Raw genomic sequence first — 18394 nt, forward strand, 5'->3', positions numbered from 1 at the left:
CTCCCAGCGCGCGTGCCCTAGCCTGGCGCCGTGGAAACCGTGCTGCTCTACGTGCTCGGCATCGTCGTCGTGGCGCTCGGGCTCGCGATCTCGATCGGCCTACACGAGTTGGGGCACCTGGTGCCCGCGAAGCTCTTCGGTGTGAAGGTCGGCCAGTACATGATCGGCTTCGGTCCGACGCTGTGGTCGCGACGCAAGGGCGAGACCGAATACGGGGTCAAGGCGATCCCGCTCGGCGGCTACATCTCGATGGCGGGCATGTATCCGCCTGCGCGTGACGGCGGTGGAGCCCGCACCGCCAGCACCGGATTCCTCGACACGCTCGTTCAGGATGCGCGAGAGCAGTCCGCGGAGTCGATCACCGTCGGTGAGGAGGATCGCGTCTTCTACCGGCTCCCGGTCCACAAGCGGATCGTCATCATGCTCGGCGGCCCGTTCATGAACCTCGTGATCGCGATCGTGCTCTACGGCGTGGTGCTCTGCGGGTTCGGCATTCCGCAGGATTCGACGACGCTCGGCAGCGTGAGCGCCTGCATCGCCACCGACAGCTCGCAGACCGAGTGCACGGATGCGGACCCGGTGGCGCCCGCGGCCGCGGCGGACCTGCTGCCCGGCGACCGTCTCATGTCGATCGACGGCACCCCGGTGACGAGTGCGGAGCAGGCGAGCGAGCTCATTCGCGATCATCCCGGAACGACGATCCCGTTCGTGGTCGACCGTGACGGCGAGCAGCTGACCCTCGAGGTCACGCCGCTCCTCACCGAGCGCCCCGTCACCGACGCCGACGGCAATGCGGTGGTGGACTCGTCCGGGGGGACTGTCACGGAAGCCGTCGGATTCATCGGTGTGGGTTTCGCCACCGAGACGGTACGGCAGCCGGTGACGGCCGTGCTGCCCGCGGTGTGGGACAACTCGGTGTCGGTCGGCAAGATCATCGTCACCCTTCCCCAGCGGCTCGTGCAGGTGGCCCAGGCGGCCTTCGGAGGCGACGAGCGCGACCCCAACGGACCGATCAGCGTCGTGGGGGTCGGGCGCCTTGCGGGCGAGATCACCTCGCTCGACTCCGCGCCTGTCGCAGATCGCGCCTCCGCACTGCTGCAGGTGCTCGCTGCGCTCAACGTGGCTCTGTTCGTGTTCAACCTCATCCCGCTGCTGCCGCTCGACGGAGGGCACGTCGCAGGCGCGCTGTGGGAGGCGATCCGCCGACGCATCGCGAAGATCCGGGGCCGCCCCGACCCCGGACCCGTCGACATCGCGCGTCTCATTCCCCTCACGATGGCGATCGTCATCGTGCTCGGGCTCTCGAGCGTGCTGCTGATCTACGCGGACATCGTGAACCCGATCACTCTCGGCTGACCCCTTCCGCCCGTCGGTGGTGCGGGCGAGGATGTCGCCATGGACGAGATCCGCGTGGTGACGGCAGACCAGGTGTCGTGGGAGCAGTTGCAGACGGCACTCGGCAGCCGGGGTGAGGCGGCACGTTGTCAGTGCCAGTGGTTCCATGCCCGCGATCGCGAGTTCTCGTCGATGCCGCGCGAGGAGCGTGAGGCGCGGTTGCGCGAGCAGACCTCGTGTGGTCATCCCGGTGCGCCCACGAGCGGTCTTGTCGCGTTCCTGGGGGAGGAACCGGTGGGCTGGTGTGCGGTCGAGCCCCGCTCGCACTACGTGCGACTCGCCCGCACGCGGATCCCCTGGAGCGGTCGCGACGAGGATCCCGCCGACGACACGGTCTGGGCGATCGTCTGCTTCGCCGTTCGCGTGGGCTTCCGGCGGCGCGGGGTCAGCACGGCCCTCGCCGTCGCCGCCGTCGGGCATGCGGAGCGCAACGGAGCCGCCGCGGTCGAGGGGTACCCGAAAGAGCTCGCGCCCGGCAAGCAGGAGATCTGGGGGGAGCTCTTCGTGGGCACGCCTCCGATGTTCGAGGCCGCAGGAATGCGGGTCGTCTCCCGTCCGACGCTTCGGCGGCTCGTGATGCGGCGCGACTTCGCCTGATCAGCCGGTGAGCCGCTCGAGCTGCTGCGCCTGGTGGCGATGCCCGATCGTCTCGTAGCCGACGACCACGAGGACCGGTGCGAGGACGACGATCCCGAGCCACGCCCAGATCGATGCACCGGCCCAAGCGGCGAGCACGCCGGCGCCGAGGATCACGATCGCGGCCGCGAAGAGCATCACATGGAACGGGTCCACGGTCGAGAGCAGGATCGAGTACAGCGCGAAGAGGGTCAGCAGCAGCGCAGCCACGGGGATCACGACGGCTGCTGCCGCTGCCACCGGCGGCAGCGGAGTCTCTCCCTGGGTGGCGAGCGCTGCCACCTCGAGCCCCGCACCGGTCGCGACCAGCGTCCCGAGGAGCACGATCTGGCCGTATCCCCACACGAATCCCAGATCGCGGAATCTCTCGAGCACGTATCCGGACGGCATGCTGAAGTAGACCCACCAGAGGGCGAATGCGAGGGCGATACCCGCGACAGCCACAAGGCCGGCATCGATCGACCACCCCGTCTTCTGGACCACGGCCCCGATGGTGGTCGCTGTGCCCAACACGACCTCACCGAGGGTGATGATCACGAGCAGCCCGTACCGCTCCGCGATGTGATGCGGGTGCCACGGCGTGCCTCCGAAGCGGCGCTCGGCGATCACCGGCCCCGCGGTCTCCACGACGTAGAGGGGCACGGTGGCAAGCAACGTCCAGCCGATGCTGAGGTTGGAGACCGCGACGACGATCCAGCCGAGTTGAGCGGTCACGAGCGTCACGGCGTAGACGGTCGCGGCGGATCGGCGCGCTGCATCCTGCACGGCCACACGGATCCACAGCGGGAGCAGGCCGAGGCGCATGATGACGTACCCCGTGACCATGACCTCGTTATGGAAGTCGCCGTGCTCCACGCTCTGGAACACCTCAGGGATGCCGAGAGCGAGCAGGATCACGCCGACCATTTGCACGAGGGTGCAGATGCGGACGAACCAGTCGTCGGTATCGAACGCCGACGCCCACCAGGAGAAGTTGATCCACGCCCAGCTGACCGCGAACGTGGTGAAGGCGAAGGCGAGGAGCCCGTCGACGGTGTGCCCGAATGCGATCGCGTGAGCCAACTGGGTCGAGGTCGCGCCGAACGCGATGACGAAGGTGAGGTCGTACAGCAGCTCGAGCGGGGTCGCGGTGCGGTGCGGCTCCGAGGGATCGCGGCCGATCGCGCGGCGCAGTCCGTGCTGGAGGGTCGGCATCGTCACGGCGCGAGAGTAGCAGCGGGTCCGGCGTCGTCGCGGAGTCGGTCCTAAGCTGGAGGGGTGCCCGCAGTGAACATCGGGATGCCCAAGCCCGCACCGGAGACCCTCGCCCCGCGACGGAAGTCGCGGCAGATCCGTGTCGGCAAGGTGCTCGTGGGCGGTGACGCCCCGGTGAGCGTGCAGTCGATGACCACGACGCCGACGACCAACATCAACGCGACCCTGCAGCAGATCGCCGAACTGACGGCCTCCGGATGCGACATCGTTCGTGTCGCCGTGCCGAGCCAGGACGACGCGGACGTGCTGCACATCATCGCCAAGAAAAGTCAGATCCCGGTCATCGCCGACATCCACTTCCAGCCGAAATACGTGTTCCAGGCGATCGATGCGGGGTGCGCGGCGGTCCGCGTGAACCCCGGCAACATCCGTCAGTTCGACGACAAGGTCGGCGAGATCGCCGCAGCGGCGAAAGCCGCGGGCGTGTCGCTTCGCATCGGGGTGAACGCCGGTTCCCTCGACAAGCGCCTCCTCGAGAAGTATGGCAAGGCGACGCCCGAGGCCCTCGTGGAGAGCGCTGTATGGGAGGCGAGCCTCTTCGAGGAGCACGACTTCCACGACTTCAAGATCTCCGTGAAGCACAACGACCCGATCGTGATGGTCAAGGCGTACCGGATGCTCGCCGAGCGCGGCGACTGGCCCCTGCACCTGGGAGTCACGGAGGCGGGCCCCGCGTTCCAGGGCACCATCAAGTCGGCGACGGCGTTCGGCATCCTGCTCTCGGAGGGCATCGGCGACACGATCCGGGTCTCCCTCTCCGCGCCTCCCGCGGAGGAGGTCAAGGTGGGCCTGCAGATTCTGCAGTCGCTCAACCTCCGCGAACGCAAGCTCGAGATCGTCTCCTGCCCGTCCTGCGGCCGCGCCCAGGTCGACGTCTACACGCTCGCCGACTCGGTCACCGAGGGGCTCCAGGGCATGACGGTGCCGCTGCGCGTCGCCGTCATGGGATGCGTCGTCAACGGCCCGGGCGAGGCGCGCGAGGCGGACCTCGGAGTCGCATCCGGTAACGGCAAGGGTCAGATCTTCGTGAAGGGCGAGGTCATCAAGACCGTCCCCGAGTCGGAGATCGTCGAGACGTTGATCGCGGAAGCGAACCGGATCGCGGACGAGATGGGTGCCGACGCACCCGTCGGCGCGCCCCAGGTCATCACTAATTAGCACTTATGCAGGGGCATGTCCAGCCCCAAAATGCGATCACCACCTTCCTCTACACCCCGCTTAGCATCGGCGCAAGGATCAGGACGACGACGTCCGACCGGACGCCGCCAGCTCCCGATCTCCCGAACGAGATCAAGGGGGAAATCATGCCCGGAACTCGAGTCGCCGAGCGCCGTGGGCGCACGCGTGATCGCGTTCTCGCGATCAGCGCCGCCAGCGTCGTACTCGTGGCCGGAATCACTGTCCCGTCGCTTGCGGCGTGGACTGACACCGAGTGGATCACGGGAGGCGTGGGCAATGACGCCGGCGTCGGTGCATCCACTTTCGAAGTACAGCAGTTCGCCGCGGGGGACACCGTGTGGGACGACTACGAGACCCAGCCCGAGGCGAACGTCATCGACTTCAGCGCCCAGGCAGTCCAGCTGACTCCGGGCGACACGGTCTACGGATACGTGAGGCTCCGCACGGTCGCGGGGTCGCTCGGGGGAGACCTGACACTCGGAGCCGACACCTCGGTGGTCGCCGATTCGCTCGAGGACGCCCTCACCTACGGCGCCCGCGTGATGAACGACACGACGGGCTGCACCGCCGGCTCGTACGCCTCGACGGGAACAGAGCTCCAGGCACTCGGGTCTGCACTCGACGCCTCCGCGGGTGGGACGTTCTCGCTCGCCGCGGCGGCCGACGAGTCGACGCCCGGCGTCGAGCAGGTGGTCTGCTTCGCGCTGACCTTCCCGGCCTCATTCGCCGGTGACGACACGCTCCAGGGCGCGACGGCATCGACGGTGTGGCACTTCGACGCGGTGTCCGTCACCGCCTGAGATCATGACGTCCCACGTCGGGCCCGCGACGGCCGCACACGTCGCGCGTCCACGTGAACCGATGCGATGGCATCGGCTCGCGCGGCGGGCGCGCACGGGCGCCGTCACGGCGGCTGCCCTCATCGGACTGGTCGTGCTTCTTGCCGCTCTTGCGCCGTTCCTCGGCATGCGGCTCGTACGACTCGAGACCGGATCCATGTCCCCGGGTTTCCCCACGGGATCGGTTCTGCTCGTGCGCGACGCCGACGCGTCGGAGGCGGTTGCCGGTGACATCGTCACCGTGCGGCGCGCCGACGGCGCGTCGGTCACGCACCGGGTGGTCTCGACATCCGCGGCGGGAGACGGCGTCTCGCTCACCCTCAAGGGTGATGCGAATGACCAGGTCGACCCGAAGCCGTACCTCGCCAACCGGGTCGGTATCGTCCTCGGCGGCATCCCATGGGGCGGCGATCTCGTCGTCCTCGCGCGGTCGGAGGGCGCCATCCCGCTGCTTGCGGGGTTCGTCAGTCTGCTCGTGCTGTGGGCGTGGTGGCCCCAGGGGCGGAATCCGGCGCATGCGCGGCGTCGGACGGAGGTGGCCTGATGCGTGCTCTGACCATCGCCGCAGCGCTCATGGTGGGCCTGGGTCTCGCGACCGTTTCCGCGGGCCCGGCGTCCGCGACCCGTATGGACCACGTCGATGACGGTGAGCCGGGTCTGCTGACTCTCCAAGAGGAGAACCTTCCAGACGACGTCATTCTTCAGCCCGGGGACAGCGTGTACTGGCTCGTGACGACGTCGCTCGAAGCGGAGACGGACGGCGATCTTGATCTGACGATCGAGAGCGCGGGAAGCCTTGCCGAGCATCCGGGCGGTCTGACGGTCGACATCGATGAGTGTGCAGCGCCATGGCTGCTCGGTGCGACTGCTACATGCCCGGCCGGCGAGCGCACCCACTTGGTCGAGACGCCGTTCGCGCTGCTCCGTTCGCCCGAGACGCTCGACATGGGCGAGCTGGTCAACTATTCCGATCGCTATCTGCTCGTGACCCTCGCACTCCCCGATGCCACTCCCGCGGAACTGCAAGGGGGAGAGGCGGAGTTCCAGCTCACGTTCTCGGCCGTGGGCGACTTGGAGACGATTGGGGTCGACCCCAGCGCGGGCGGCAGCGGCACAGCGGCGCTCGGAGCGACGGGCGCCGCGGCGACCGCGCCACTTGCAGTGGCGGTCCTGATGGGCGTCATCGGGATCGCAATGCGGATTCGGGGGAGGCGAGTCTGATGGCTCGGGGCGACCGACGGGCGCGGACCGGTATCGCGGTCACCTCGTCGGCCGTGTTCGCGGTGCTGCTGGTCGGCACCACGGTGAACGCGAGTGCGGCGGCGTGGGTCGACGAGGAGTGGGACACCGCCGACGTCGCCGCGCTCGACTGCTCGGCGTCCGCGACGATGGACTCCGTGGCCTGGGGGCGTGTGCTCACCGGTGCCGTCTCGGGGGCGTCGCTCGACCCGATCGCCTCGACCGACGGCATCACCGTCACGAATGTCGCCCCCGCGACCACGAGCACCGGCACGAGCCAGGCGGCTCCCGTCACGTCGCTCGGCTCGGACGCGTGGTCGGCCGCGCTCGGGCTGTCCGCCCTCTCCTCACTCGACCTCGGTGCCGGCGTCGTGCTCCCCCTCGACGCCGGCACCGGCTCGTACACCCAGTACGGTCGCGCGACGAGCAACGGGATCGCGATCGGGGCGTCCGGAGCGGTCACGAGCCAGGCGGGAGGCCTCGTCTCGCTCGACACCCCGACCGCGTCGACCCCGCGCCTCGGAACGCTCCGGCTCTCGGAGGTGCTCGACGCCGTCCTGCCGGGTCTCGGCACTCCGGTGTCGCGCCTGTCGGACGTCGACCTCGAGATCGGGGCGGTCGGCTCGGTCGCCGAGCTCGACGGATGCGAGGTCGCGTGGAACGAGGCCAGCCTCTCGACCCACCTCGATCGCGACTATCTCGCGTCGGCGCTCGACCTCGGCCTCACCAGCGATCTCGCATCCGGGCTCGGGACCTCGACCGATGCGACGCTCGCCGGGCTCCAGACCACCCTGAACTCGACCCTCAACGCGAGCGTGAGCGCATCCGTCGTCTCGAGTGTGGCCTCCCTGCTGACGACTGCCTTCGCCGGGATCGCGGGTGTCACCGTCGATCCCGACGCCGTCACCGTCACTGTCGCGGGCACGATCGATCTGACCTCTGTCCGCGCGCTCATCACGAACGACATCAGCGACGGCGTCGTCACGATCAACCTGTCGACGGGACGCATCACGGCCGACCTCGCGGCGCTCGTCGGCGAGGCCTACGCCGACAGCGACGGCCTCAACGGGCGGGCACCGAACACCTCGGTGCTGACCCCCGCGGTGCTGAACGCCCTGATGGCCCGTCTCAGCACGGTGCTCGGGAACTTCGTCACGAACACCCTGCAACCGGCGGTCGCGACCGCGATCCTCAACACCGCGATCACGGTGCGAGTCGTCGCTCTCCTCGATGCCACCGTCACAGTGATCGTGCCTGTGACCGTTCCGCAGGTCCTCCGCGTGGACTCCCTCTTCAGTGGCACGATCGGGGGCTTCACGGGCGCCTCCGGGTACCCGGCGCCGACGGTGTCGACGAGCGTGACCCTGGTGCCGGGTCAGACCGGCGCCCTGCTCACCGCCCTCAACACGCTGCTCTCGACGGTCACGACGCCGATCATCAACGCGGTGCAGAACACGGTCCGTCCCGCGATCGGCGGGATCGTGGTGACGCCCATCCTCACAAGCCTCTCGGCGAGCACCACCGCGGCGCTCGCGACCCTCACCGGGTCGACTATTCCGGCCTTCATCACGGCGCTCGAACCGGTCCTGGATCAGCTTGCGCTCCTCGTGAAGGTCACGCTCAACGCGCAGCCTGATCAGACCGGATCCGTGGGCCCGCCGATCACGGCGCTCTCCGGCCGATACATGGTGAGTGCGCTGCACGTCGGTGCCGTCAACGGGCCGACGAGCCTCTTGGGTCTGTGGGCGGCATCGTCGGCGGTGGGACCCCAGACCCTCCGCTGAGCGTCGCATCGGGGACGCTGCGAAACGTTGGGTCGTGGGCGAGGATCCGGCTCGCTACCGTGACGGATATGAGCCCTCGACGACTCGCCATCGCCTCTCTCGCGCTGCTCCTCGCAGCACCCGCGCTCTCCGGATGCGTCGGCACGCCGCAGACGTGCGTATCGTGGGTCGACTTCGCCGACGCCGACGACATGGCGGCGAGCGCGACCCTGGTGGTGGTAGGAGTCGCGGAGCCCGCGACGCGGACGATCGAGTTGCTGTCGGGGCAGGCGGAACTGCACCGGGTGAGCATCGAGGAGGTTCGGCAGGGGGACTTCGACGCCGACGAGCTTTGGGCGGCAGCGCCGCGCGACTACTGCGTAGCCGATGCGCCCCAGCCGAGCGAGGACCCGATCCCTGTCGGTGAGCGCGTGGTGCTCTTCCTGAACCCGGCGAAGGGCTCGCCCGCGCCCGGCGATCTGGAGAAGGTGGATGCGTGGAGCACTCTGACGCCTCACGCGGGAGTCCTGCCCGCCTCCGAGTGAACCGTCGGCCCTGGTCGACGCGGCTACAGTGATCGGGTGCCCACGCTCCTGTCCCAGCTCTTCGTCCGCACCCTGAAGGAAGACCCGGCCGACGCCGAGGCGACGAGCCACAAGCTGCTCGTCCGCGCCGGATACATCCGCCGCCAGGCTCCGGGGATCTTCGCCTGGCTGCCGCTCGGGCTGCGGGTGCGCGCCAAGATCGAGAAGGTCATCCGCGAGGAGATGGCGGCGGCCGGTGCGCAGGAGGTGCTGTTCCCCGCGCTGCTCCCGAGGGAGCCCTACGAGGCGACCGGCCGCTGGGAGGAGTACGGCGACAACATCTTCCGCCTCAAGGACCGCAAGGGCGCCGACTACCTCCTGGCGCCGACCCACGAGGAGGCGTTCACCCTGCTCGTGAAGGACCTCTACTCGTCGTACAAAGACCTCCCGCTCATGATCTTCCAGATCCAGGACAAGTACCGCGACGAAGCGCGTCCGCGTGCGGGGCTCCTGCGGGGGCGCGAGTTCTCGATGAAGGACGCCTACTCCTTCGACTACACCGACGCAGGACTCGACGTCTCGTATCAGGCCCAGCGCGATGCCTACGAGCGCATCTTCGCCCGTCTCGGACTCGACTACGTGATCGTTCAGGCGGATGCGGGTGCGATGGGCGGGTCGCGCTCGGAGGAGTTCCTGCACCCGACGCCCATCGGGGAGGACACCTTCGTGCGCTCTGCCGGAGGATACGCGGCGAACGTCGAGGCGTTCACCACGACAGCTCCCGAGGCGAGGCCGTTCGACGACCTGCCCGCGGCTGTCATCCACGACACCCCGAACACCCCGACCATCGCGACGCTCGTCGACGTGGCGAACGCGCAGATCCCGCGCGATGCCGGCCCCTGGACGGCGGCCGACACCCTCAAGAACGTGGTGCTCGCTCTCACCCATCTGGATGGCCGCCGAGAGCTCGTGATCGTCGCTGTCCCGGGTGATCGCGAGGTCGACCTGAAGCGCGCCGAGGTCGCCTTCGCGCCCGCGGAAGTGGAGCCCGCGACCGAGGCGGACTTCGATGCCAACCCGGTGCTCGTGAAGGGCTACATCGGTCCGTGGTCGCCCACGGGGCCCGTGCTCGGCGAGGAGTCGGCATCCGCGATCCGATACCTCGGCGACCCGCGGGTCGTCGACGGCACGGCCTGGATCACCGGCGCGAACGTCGAGGGGCGGCACGTGTTCGACCTCGTGGCAGGACGCGACTTCACGTTCGACGGCAGCGCCGAGATCGCGGAGGTGCGCGCGGGCGACCCGGCACCCGACGGGTCGGGTCCCGTGGAACTCGCGCGTGGCATGGAGATCGGGCACGTGTTCCAGCTCGGGCGCAAGTACGCGGAGGCTCTCGGCCTCAAAGTCCTCGACGAGAACGGCAAGCTCGTGACCGTCACGATGGGCTCGTACGGCATCGGGGTCACCCGCATCCTCGCCGCGATCGCCGAGACCACCGCCGACGACCGGGGGCTCCTCTGGCCCCGAGGTATCGCGCCCTTCGATGTGCACGTCGTCGCTACCGGGAAGGACGACGCCGCATTCTCGCTCGCATCCGGTCTCTCCTCGGAACTCGAGGGTGCCGGTTTCGACGTGCTCTACGACGACCGTCCGAAGGTCTCGCCCGGGGTCAAATTCGGCGACGCGGAACTGCTCGGCGTGCCGACGATAGTGATCGCCGGTCGGGGGGCCGCCGACGGCGTCGTCGAGCTGTGGGACCGCCGTTCTGGAGAGCGTGTCGAGGTTCCGGCGACCGAGCTCGTCGACCGGATTCGCAGCATCACCTCCGCCTGAGAGGCGAGCTACTGCACCTCGGCGGGCATGGGCTCCACCTGCGCGGGGTCGGGAAGTGCGATGACGCCCTCGACGAGCGAGACGACCGAGGTCCAGAAGCCTTGGTCCGGATCCTCGAAGGCGTGGCCGGGGACGAGCCAGGCATTGCCGTCCACATCCCACAGGAGCAGGAGCGTCGACTCGGCGTGGTCGAGCGTCACCACCACGGACTCCGGCGTCGGAAGCGGCTCCTCGACACCGGGCTCCGGCTCGGGCTCCAGCCCGGGCTCCGGCTCGGGAAGAACCGTCGGCTGCTCGTCGGGCTCCGCGGGAGCGGGTGTCGTCAGCGCATCCGAGTCGCCCGAGTCCTCCGTCCCCGCGCCGCGCACGAGTGAGTCGGCCGCGTACATGACGCCCCCGCCGTACTCGGGGCTCGCGGCGCCGAACCAGCGGCCGTCCTCGAGGCGGCCGACGGCGTCGACGGGCGACACGGTGTCGTACTCGCCCTTCGCGACTGCCTCCACCGCATGCCCGCTTGCCCACCAGATCGAGCCGAGCGGCGACCAGGCGACCGTCCACTCGAGGGCCGTGGAGGTGCCGTCGATCGTCAGCGTCGCCGACGCGTAGGTCTGGGTCTCGTCGGCGGTGACCATCACGTCGGAGGCCTCGACGGCCAGCCCGGTCGCCGAGAACAGGCGTGCAGCCAGCTCCCGCGCCTCCGCTTCACCGGGTGCGGCCGACTCCGCGACCTCGGGGGTCGTGCATTCCTGATAGCTGCCGGCCTCCTCATCCTCGGAGTCGACGGGCACATCGATGCACACCGGGGCGGGGGACGCGGCGGGATCGTTGTACCACCAGTCGCCCGATCCGGCCCATGAGAGGGTCAGCGACGCGCCGCTGCCGTCCTCCGGACCGACGACGTAGCTCGGATAGTCCGGAGTGGAGTACTGCGACAGCTCGGCGGACCCGTCGAGTGCGAACTGGGAGGCGATCCGTTCGGCCACGACGGCGGGGTCGCCGCTGCGCCGGAGCTCGTAGACGGTGCCGCGACCTCCGTTGGATGAGAGCCCGTCTCCCGCGACGTAGTCATAATCGACCCACATCGCGATCCGGGAAGCATCCGCCGAGGCGGAGGCCTCCGCGCCTCCGTCTCCTCCAGCCGCCGCGGCGGCGAACAGCGGCTTGGGGGCGGCGAATGGGTTCGTGATCACGAGCGCGCCGACAGTCACAGCGGCGAGTGCGGTCACGCCGATTCCGGCGCCGCGAGCCAGGCGACCGTGACGCACGAGGCGGGGCGCGGGGCGGTCGGGAGCCTCGGCGATGAGGGCCGAGTCGAGGGCGGGAGCTGCAGGGGCGCCCGCGGCGGCTCGGAGCCGCTCGGTCGGGTCGGTGTGGTGATCCATACCCTGTCTATGTCGCGGTGCCGGCAGATCTTTCATCGGGCGCATCTGCCGCATCCCCGGCCTGTTCTCGGCGCGGGCCTCCGAGCTGTTCGGCGAGGGCGCGCTTGGCGCGATGGAGGCGGATGCTGAGGGCGTTGGCGCTCACGCCGAGCGCGATCGCCGCTTCCGCAACCGTCGCGCCGTCGAGGACGACGAGCGCGAGCACCTCGCGATGGGTCGTACTGAGCTGCCGCCACGCCGCCGCGAGCTCCGGGTCGCGATCGATGAACGTGTCCGCGGGCGGTGCGGAATCCGGTGCGGCGAACAGCGCGAGTGCACTCGCTCGGACAGCCGCACGTCGGCGGAGGTTCGCCACCTGGTAGGAGGCGATGCGGTAGAGCCAGGGGAGTTCCTCACCGGGCGTCACGGCGTCCCGCTTCCGCCACGCGATCGCGAAGACGTCTGCGGCTAGATCCTCGACCTCGTCACTCGCGACGCGCCGGGCGAGGTATGCGCTCACCGCCGGAAGATGCCGTCGGTAGACGGAATCGAACTCGGCGCGCGCGTCGGGCATGATTCCAGTCTCCGGCAGTCGATGACGACGACAAGCCCAACGTTTCGCGCGCGGCGCGCGTCGACCTGTTCAGCGATGGTGGTCGACGACGGGGAGCGGGCCGGTGACGCTCAGCTCGTCGTCCCAGCACTGCACCCCCGAGAGCTCCGGGAGGCGGTCTCGGGTGAACACGGGATCTCGCCCGGCACGACGTTGGGCGCTGTAGTCGCGCAGCAGTCGGAATGCGACGCCGGAGAGCAGGGCGATCGCGACGAGGTTGACGACCGCCATGAGGCCCATGATGCCGTCGGCCGCATCCCACACGAGGCCCGCGGAGGCGATCGAGCCCGCGAAGATCGCCACGACCACGAGCACGCGGTACACCACGAGCACACCGCGACGCGGCGTCACGAACTCGATGTTCGACTCGCCGTAGTAGTAGTTGCCGAGGATCGAACTGAACGCCAGGAGGAACACGATGACGCTCAGGAGAACGCTCGACCAGTCGCCGAGGGTGCTCGTGATCGCGGTCTGGGTGAGCGAGATGCCCCGCTCCGCGCTGGCGAGATCGGGCTGGGAGACGAGGATGATGAACGCCGTGATCGAGCAGATGAGGAACGTGTCGAAGTAGACGCCGAGCGTCTGCACGAGCCCCTGCTTCACCGGGTGTGTGACAGCGGCGCTCGCACCCGCGTTCGGGGCCGAGCCGAGACCCGCTTCGTTGGAGAACATCCCGCGCTTGACGCCCGTCATGATGATCGTGCCGAGCGTCGCGCCCACGACCTCGTTGACGCCGAAGGCCTGCTGGTAGATCGACGCGAACACGACCGGCACCTGATCGGCGTGCAGGGCGACGATGACGAGCCCGATGAGCAGGTACCCGAGCGCCATGAGCGGCACGACCGCCTGCGTGACGGAGGCGATGCGCCGCACCCCGCCGAACACGACGAGCGCCGTGAGGACGGCGAGCACGACGCCGACGATCCACGGGATCGTATCCGCGCCGCCGTCGGGCGCGATCGTCGCGGCGACCGTCGCGCTGATGGTGTTGGCCTGCAGCGAGCTGAAGGCGAACGGGAAGCAGAGGATGAGGATCACGGCGAACAGGACGCCCATCCAGCGCGCTCGCAGGCCGTACTGCATGTAGTAGGCCGGGCCGCCTCGGAATCCGTCGGCGTCGCGCACCTTGTAGAGCTGGCCGAGGGTCGACTCGACGAAGCTCGATGCGCCGCCGATGAACGCCATCGTCCACATCCAGAACACCGCGCCTGGCCCTCCGATCGCGATCGCGGTGCCGACTCCGGCGATATTGCCGACGCCCACGCGCGAGGCCGCCGAGATGGTGAATGCACCGAACGCGGAGACCGACTGCGGCTTGCCGTCGGGGGTGAGCGGGGTGCGGTTCGTGAGCGTGCGGAACATCTCCGGGATCAGGCGGAACTGCACGACCCCGCTGCGGATCGTGAAGTAGAGACCCAGCACGGCGACGAGCGGCAGCACGATCCATGTCCAGAGTGCGTCGCCCGAGGCGACCACGACGGCATCGACGACATCCATGCGGCCAGTATTGATGGCCGACCGGCTGAACGGAAGGGGTGCTGAAGATCCACGTCGGCTCCGGTAGAGTTGACGGTCGCACCCATTGCGGACGGGTGCAGAGATCTGAATATCGGAGGCTGACGTGGACATCGACCTCGCCGTACTACGGCTGATGGAGCGCGAGCGGGAGATCCCCTTCGACGAACTGGTTCAGATCATCGAGCAGGCCATTCTCACGGCATACCTGAAGCACACGGGCAAGGGCCCGGAGTCGGGCGCCCGGGCCGAGCTCGACCGCAAGTCGGGGCATGTCGCGATCTACCTTCCGGAGCTCGACGACGAGGGCGAGGTCATCGGCGAGGCGGTCGACAGCCCCGACGACTTCGGGCGGATCGCAGCCTTCGCCGCGAAGCAGGTGATCAACCAACGCCTCCGCGACATCGGCGACGACAAGGTGCTGGGAGAGTTCCGCGGGCGCGAGGGCGACATCGTCGCGGGCATCATCCAGCAGGGGCCGAATCCGCGGATGGTGCACATCGACCTCGGCACCGTCGAGGCGATCCTGCCGCCCGAGGAGCAGGTGCCGGGCGAGGAGTACGCGCACGGCTCGCGCATCCGCGTCTACGTCACGAGCGTCGCGAAGGGTCTGAAGGGTCCGTCGATCACGGTCAGCCGCACTCATCCGGGGCTCGTGCGCAAGCTGTTCGCGCTCGAGGTGCCCGAGATCGCCTCCGGCGCGGTCGAGATCGCGTCGCTCGCCCGTGAGGCGGGGCACCGCACGAAGATCGCGGTTCGCGCAACCCAGCCGGGCATCAACGCCAAGGGCGCGTGCATCGGCGAGCTGGGCGCCCGTGTGCGCGCGGTGACTTCGGAGCTCAACGACGAGAAGATCGACATCGTCGACTGGTCGGAGGACCTCGGCACATTCGTCGGCAACGCGTTGAGTCCTGCGAAGGTCACGAGCACGGTGGTGGTGGATCCGGCCCTCAAGGCGGTCCGCGCGCTCGTTCCCGACTACCAGCTCTCGCTCGCGATCGGCAAGGAGGGGCAGAACGCCCGTCTGGCCGCGAAGCTCACCGGAGCCCGAATCGACATCCAACCCGACTCTGTCATCGAGTCATAGACATGTCTGTGACCGGATAGACACCCGCGCGGCGGTGTCCATCCGGTCGGAGCCATGTCTAGCGCGGGAAAACAGAGCAGGGGAGGGGGTAGGATGGAAGCCGTCAGAACCTGCCTGGGTTGCCGGCAGCGTGCTCCCCGCCTCTCACTCGTGAGGGTGGTGGCGCGTGACGGACGAGTCGCGGTGGATGCCGCGGCGCGACTCCCGGGCCGTGGCGCCTGGGTCCACCCGGATCCCGGGTGCGTGCGGACCGCCATCCGCAGGAACGCTTTCGGGCGTGCACTGCGCGTGACCGGTTCGCTCGACGCCACGGAACTGACAAACCTCTATCCAGTCCCTGAAGAACAGGCTGAACGGCACATGGACAACTAATGAGCGGCTCGAAATGAGACCCCTCCACCGATAACGTCCGCTCCTGCCTGGAGCGGTTCCAGACAGGAGAATTGTGGCCAACCCCCGCGTGCACGAGATCGCAAGCGAACTCGGCATCGAATCCAACATCGCGCTCGACAAGCTCAAGGAGATGGGCGAGTACGTCAAGAGCGCGTCCTCGTCGATCGCTCCGCCGGTCGCGCGTCGTCTGAAGGCGGCGCTCGAGGCGGACGGCGTCGCGACCGCGCCCAAGACGCAGGCGAAGCCGGCACCCAAGCCCGGCCCGAAGCCGGCAGCGGCGCCCAAGCCCGCCCCCGCGCCCGCTGCAGAGACGACGCCTGAGCCCGAGGCTCCGGCCGCCCCGCCGGCTTCGGCGACCCCCGCCGCTCCCGCGGCGCCCGCAGCCCCCGCGGCCGAGGAGCGCCCCGCGGCATCCGGCGGAACCGCAGGCCCGCGTCCCGGCGCCCCGCGTCCGGGCAACAACCCCTACGCACCCAGCCAGGGCATGGCCCGTCCGGGCGCCCCGCGCCCCGGCAACAATCCGTACTCGTCCTCCCAGGGCATGCCGCGTCCGGGTGGCGGCGGTGGCGCGATCCCGCGTCCGGCCGCTCCGCGTCCCGGTGCTCCGCGCCCGGGTGCCCCGCGCCCCGGTGCTCCCCGTCCGGGTGCTCCGCGTCCGGGCGCCCCGTTCCAGCAGCGTCCGGGCGGTGGCGGTGGCGCCGGTCGTCCGGGTGGTGGCGCAGGCGGTGGCGGATTCCAGCGCCCCGGTGGCGGGTACGCCGGCCGCCCGGGTGGTGGTGGTGGCCGCGGTCGTGGCCCCGGTGGCGGCACCGCGGGTGCCTTCGGTAAGGGCGGCGGCAAGTCGCGTGCACGGAAGTCGAAGCGGACGAAGCGCGCCGAATTCGAGATGCGGGATGCCCCGCAGCTCGGCGGCGTCAGCATCCCTCGTGGCGACGGATCGCGTGCGATCCGCCTGCGTCGGGGTGCGTCCATCTCGGACCTCGCCGACAAGCTGGAGAGTCTGACGGGCTTCACCGTCCAGCCCGGCGCCCTCGTGACGGCCCTCTTCCACCTAGGAGAGATGGCGACGGCGACCGAGTCGCTCGACGAGGCGACGTTCTCGATCCTCGGTGAAGAGCTCGGGTACAAGATCCAGATCGTGAGCCCCGAGGATGAGGACAAGGAGCTCCTGGAGGGCTTCGGTCTCGATCTCGAGCAGGAGCTCGAGGACGAGGACGACGAGGACCTCGAGATCCGCCCGCCCGTCGTCACGGTCATGGGTCACGTCGACCACGGAAAGACCAAGCTGCTCGACGCCATCCGCCAGGCGAACGTCGTGGCGGGTGAGGCCGGCGGCATCACCCAGCACATCGGCGCCTACCAGGTGTGGACCGAGCACGAGGGCATCGAGCGCGCGATCACCTTCATCGACACCCCGGGTCACGAGGCGTTCACCGCCATGCGTGCCCGTGGTGCGCAGGTGACCGACATCGCGATCCTGGTGGTCGCGGCCGACGACGGCATCATGCCGCAGACGGTCGAGGCGCTGAACCACGCGCAGGCGGCCGGCGTGCCGATCGTCGTCGCGGTGAACAAGATCGACAAGGAGGGCGCGAACCCGGCGAAGGTTCGTCAGCAGCTCACCGAGTTCGGTCTCATCGCGGAAGAGTACGGCGGCGACACGATGTTCGTCGACGTCTCGGCGCTCAACGCCATCGGTATCAACGACCTGCTCGACGCGGTGCTGCTCACCGCCGACGCCGGTCTCGACCTGCGCGCGAACCCGAACAAGGACGCCCGCGGTGTTGCGATCGAGGCGAAGCTCGACAAGGGCCGCGGTGCGGTCGCGACGGTGCTCATCCAGTCCGGAACCCTGCGCGTCGGAGATGCGATCGTCGCGGGAACCGCGTACGGACGCGTCCGAGCGATGCACGACGAGAACGGCGAAGCGGTCGAGGAGGCCTGGCCTTCCCGCCCGGTGCAGGTGCAGGGTCTCTCGACCGTGCCCCGAGCCGGCGACACCTTCCTCGTCACCGAGGAGGACCGCACGGCGCGTCAGATCGCCGAGAAGCGCGAAGCCGTCGAGCGCAACGCCCAGCTGGCGAAGGCCCGCAAGCGCATCAGCCTCGAGGACTTCACCCGCGCTCTCGAAGAGGGCAAGGTCGACTCGCTCAACCTCATCATCAAGGGTGATGTCTCCGGTGCCGTCGAGGCACTCGAGGAGGCGCTGCTCAAGATCGAGGTCGACGACTCGGTCCAGCTGCGCATCCTGCACCGCGGTGTCGGTGCGATCACCGAGTCGGACGTGGATCTCGCGACGATCGACAACGCGATCGTCATCGGATTCAACGTGCGCCCCGACGTCAAGGCCCGCGAGCGTGCCGCGCGCGAGGGCATCGACATCCGCTTCTACTCGGTCATCTACGCCGCGCTCGAGGACATCGAGCAGTCCCTCAAGGGAATGCTCAAGCCCGAGTACGAGGAGGTCCAGTCGGGTCTCGCCGAGATCCGCGAGGTGTTCCGCTCGTCGAAGTTCGGCAACATCGCCGGTGTCCTGGTGCAGGGCGGCACGATCACCCGCAACGCCAAGGCGCGCGTCATCCGCGAGGGTGTCGTGCTGGCCGATGGCCTGGCGATCGAGTCGCTCCGCCGGTTCAAGGACGACGTCACCGAGGTCCGTGAGGGCTACGAGGCCGGTATCGGTCTCGGCAAGTTCAACGACATCCGTGTCGGCGACGAGATCGAGACGATCGAGCTGGTCGAGAAGCCGCGCGGCTGAGTGAT

The 18394-nt window shown here is 69.2% G+C and carries 16 protein-coding genes; 12 read left to right on the top strand and 4 right to left on the bottom strand.

The window, feature by feature from the left end:
- The first annotated feature begins 30 nt into the window (after nt 1–30).
- Nucleotides 31–1356 (top strand): RIP metalloprotease, encoded by a 1326-nt coding sequence (locus FVQ89_RS10680; protein WP_255513565.1) that lies wholly within the window; start codon nt 31–33, stop codon nt 1354–1356.
- A gap of 39 nt (nt 1357–1395) precedes the next feature.
- Entirely contained in the window at nt 1396–1992 is a 597-nt protein-coding gene (locus FVQ89_RS10685; RefSeq protein WP_147901932.1) for a GNAT family N-acetyltransferase, read from the top strand.
- On the opposite strand, the gene FVQ89_RS10690 is transcribed toward FVQ89_RS10685, so the two are convergent.
- Nucleotides 1993–3225 (bottom strand): low temperature requirement protein A, encoded by a 1233-nt coding sequence (locus FVQ89_RS10690; protein WP_147902431.1) that lies wholly within the window; start codon nt 3223–3225, stop codon nt 1993–1995.
- Nucleotides 3226–3309: 84 nt separating this feature from the next.
- On the opposite strand from FVQ89_RS10690, the gene ispG reads away from it, so the two are divergent.
- The 7 genes from ispG to FVQ89_RS10720 all read left to right on the top strand — a co-directional run bounded on the left by ispG (nt 3310) and on the right by FVQ89_RS10720 (nt 10662).
- Nucleotides 3310–4443, top strand: coding sequence for a flavodoxin-dependent (E)-4-hydroxy-3-methylbut-2-enyl-diphosphate synthase (gene ispG, locus FVQ89_RS10695; RefSeq protein ID WP_147902432.1), 1134 nt, complete (start codon nt 3310–3312; stop codon nt 4441–4443).
- Nucleotides 4444–4589: 146 nt separating this feature from the next.
- Entirely contained in the window at nt 4590–5264 is a 675-nt protein-coding gene (locus tag FVQ89_RS10700) for a hypothetical protein (RefSeq protein WP_147901933.1), read from the top strand.
- A gap of 61 nt (nt 5265–5325) precedes the next feature.
- Nucleotides 5326–5847: a signal peptidase I gene (locus FVQ89_RS10705; RefSeq protein WP_187265003.1), complete on the top strand. Its 522-nt coding sequence runs from the start codon at nt 5326–5328 to the stop codon at nt 5845–5847.
- Nucleotides 5847–6524, top strand: coding sequence for a hypothetical protein (locus tag FVQ89_RS14460; RefSeq protein WP_187265004.1), 678 nt, complete (start codon nt 5847–5849; stop codon nt 6522–6524). Before FVQ89_RS10705 ends, FVQ89_RS14460 begins: the two co-directional genes overlap by 1 nt.
- Nucleotides 6524–8326 (top strand): choice-of-anchor G family protein, encoded by a 1803-nt coding sequence (locus FVQ89_RS10710; protein WP_187265005.1) that lies wholly within the window; start codon nt 6524–6526, stop codon nt 8324–8326. Before FVQ89_RS14460 ends, FVQ89_RS10710 begins: the two co-directional genes overlap by 1 nt.
- Nucleotides 8327–8394: 68 nt before the next feature.
- Nucleotides 8395–8850 carry a hypothetical protein gene (locus tag FVQ89_RS10715; protein ID WP_147901936.1) on the top strand — a complete coding sequence of 152 codons (456 nt, stop codon included), beginning with the start codon at nt 8395–8397 and terminating at the stop codon, nt 8848–8850.
- Between the two features lie 36 nt (nt 8851–8886).
- Nucleotides 8887–10662, top strand: a complete 1776-nt coding sequence (locus tag FVQ89_RS10720; RefSeq protein ID WP_187265006.1) for a proline--tRNA ligase — start codon at nt 8887–8889, stop codon at nt 10660–10662.
- 8 nt (nt 10663–10670) lie between these two features.
- Here FVQ89_RS10720 and FVQ89_RS10725 read toward each other — a convergent pair whose 3' ends face one another.
- The 3 genes from FVQ89_RS10725 to FVQ89_RS10735 all read right to left on the bottom strand — a co-directional run bounded on the left by FVQ89_RS10725 (nt 10671) and on the right by FVQ89_RS10735 (nt 14133).
- A complete protein-coding gene (locus FVQ89_RS10725) occupies nt 10671–12044 on the bottom strand; it encodes a hypothetical protein (protein WP_147901937.1) in 1374 nt (457 codons plus the stop codon).
- Between the two features lie 7 nt (nt 12045–12051).
- Complete coding sequence (locus tag FVQ89_RS10730) at nt 12052–12597, bottom strand: RNA polymerase sigma factor (RefSeq protein ID WP_147901938.1); 546 nt, start codon at nt 12595–12597, stop codon at nt 12052–12054.
- Between the two features lie 69 nt (nt 12598–12666).
- Nucleotides 12667–14133, bottom strand: coding sequence for a sodium:alanine symporter family protein (locus FVQ89_RS10735; RefSeq protein WP_147901939.1), 1467 nt, complete (start codon nt 14131–14133; stop codon nt 12667–12669).
- Nucleotides 14134–14257: 124 nt separating this feature from the next.
- Here FVQ89_RS10735 and nusA point away from each other — a divergent pair, with 124 nt between their 5' ends.
- The 3 genes from nusA to infB all read left to right on the top strand — a co-directional run bounded on the left by nusA (nt 14258) and on the right by infB (nt 18389).
- Entirely contained in the window at nt 14258–15238 is a 981-nt protein-coding gene (gene nusA / locus FVQ89_RS10740) for a transcription termination factor NusA (protein WP_147901940.1), read from the top strand.
- Between the two features lie 93 nt (nt 15239–15331).
- Nucleotides 15332–15610: a YlxR family protein gene (locus tag FVQ89_RS10745; protein WP_147901941.1), complete on the top strand. Its 279-nt coding sequence runs from the start codon at nt 15332–15334 to the stop codon at nt 15608–15610.
- Nucleotides 15611–15683: 73 nt separating this feature from the next.
- Nucleotides 15684–18389 (top strand): translation initiation factor IF-2, encoded by a 2706-nt coding sequence (gene infB, locus FVQ89_RS10750; RefSeq protein WP_187265007.1) that lies wholly within the window; start codon nt 15684–15686, stop codon nt 18387–18389.
- Nucleotides 18390–18394: the final 5 nt, after the last annotated feature.

The sequence above is a fragment of the Homoserinibacter sp. GY 40078 genome (genome assembly GCF_008017545.1).
GTDB lineage: Bacteria > Actinomycetota > Actinomycetes > Actinomycetales > Microbacteriaceae > Homoserinibacter.

Coding starts and splice junctions, on each gene's coding strand:
- FVQ89_RS10685 (WP_147901932.1), top strand. CDS start 1,396: ATGGACGAGATCCGCGTGGTGACGGCAGACCAGGTGTCGTGGGAGCAG.
- FVQ89_RS10715 (WP_147901936.1), top strand. CDS start 8,395: ATGAGCCCTCGACGACTCGCCATCGCCTCTCTCGCGCTGCTCCTCGCA.
- FVQ89_RS10730 (WP_147901938.1), bottom strand. CDS start 12,597: ATGCCCGACGCGCGCGCCGAGTTCGATTCCGTCTACCGACGGCATCTT.
- FVQ89_RS10705 (WP_187265003.1), top strand. CDS start 5,326: ATGCGATGGCATCGGCTCGCGCGGCGGGCGCGCACGGGCGCCGTCACG.
- FVQ89_RS10700 (WP_147901933.1), top strand. CDS start 4,590: ATGCCCGGAACTCGAGTCGCCGAGCGCCGTGGGCGCACGCGTGATCGC.
- FVQ89_RS10690 (WP_147902431.1), bottom strand. CDS start 3,225: ATGCCGACCCTCCAGCACGGACTGCGCCGCGCGATCGGCCGCGATCCC.
- ispG (WP_147902432.1), top strand. CDS start 3,310: ATGCCCAAGCCCGCACCGGAGACCCTCGCCCCGCGACGGAAGTCGCGG.
- FVQ89_RS10745 (WP_147901941.1), top strand. CDS start 15,332: ATGGAAGCCGTCAGAACCTGCCTGGGTTGCCGGCAGCGTGCTCCCCGC.
- FVQ89_RS14460 (WP_187265004.1), top strand. CDS start 5,847: ATGCGTGCTCTGACCATCGCCGCAGCGCTCATGGTGGGCCTGGGTCTC.
- FVQ89_RS10710 (WP_187265005.1), top strand. CDS start 6,524: ATGGCTCGGGGCGACCGACGGGCGCGGACCGGTATCGCGGTCACCTCG.
- FVQ89_RS10735 (WP_147901939.1), bottom strand. CDS start 14,133: ATGGATGTCGTCGATGCCGTCGTGGTCGCCTCGGGCGACGCACTCTGG.
- FVQ89_RS10725 (WP_147901937.1), bottom strand. CDS start 12,044: ATGGATCACCACACCGACCCGACCGAGCGGCTCCGAGCCGCCGCGGGC.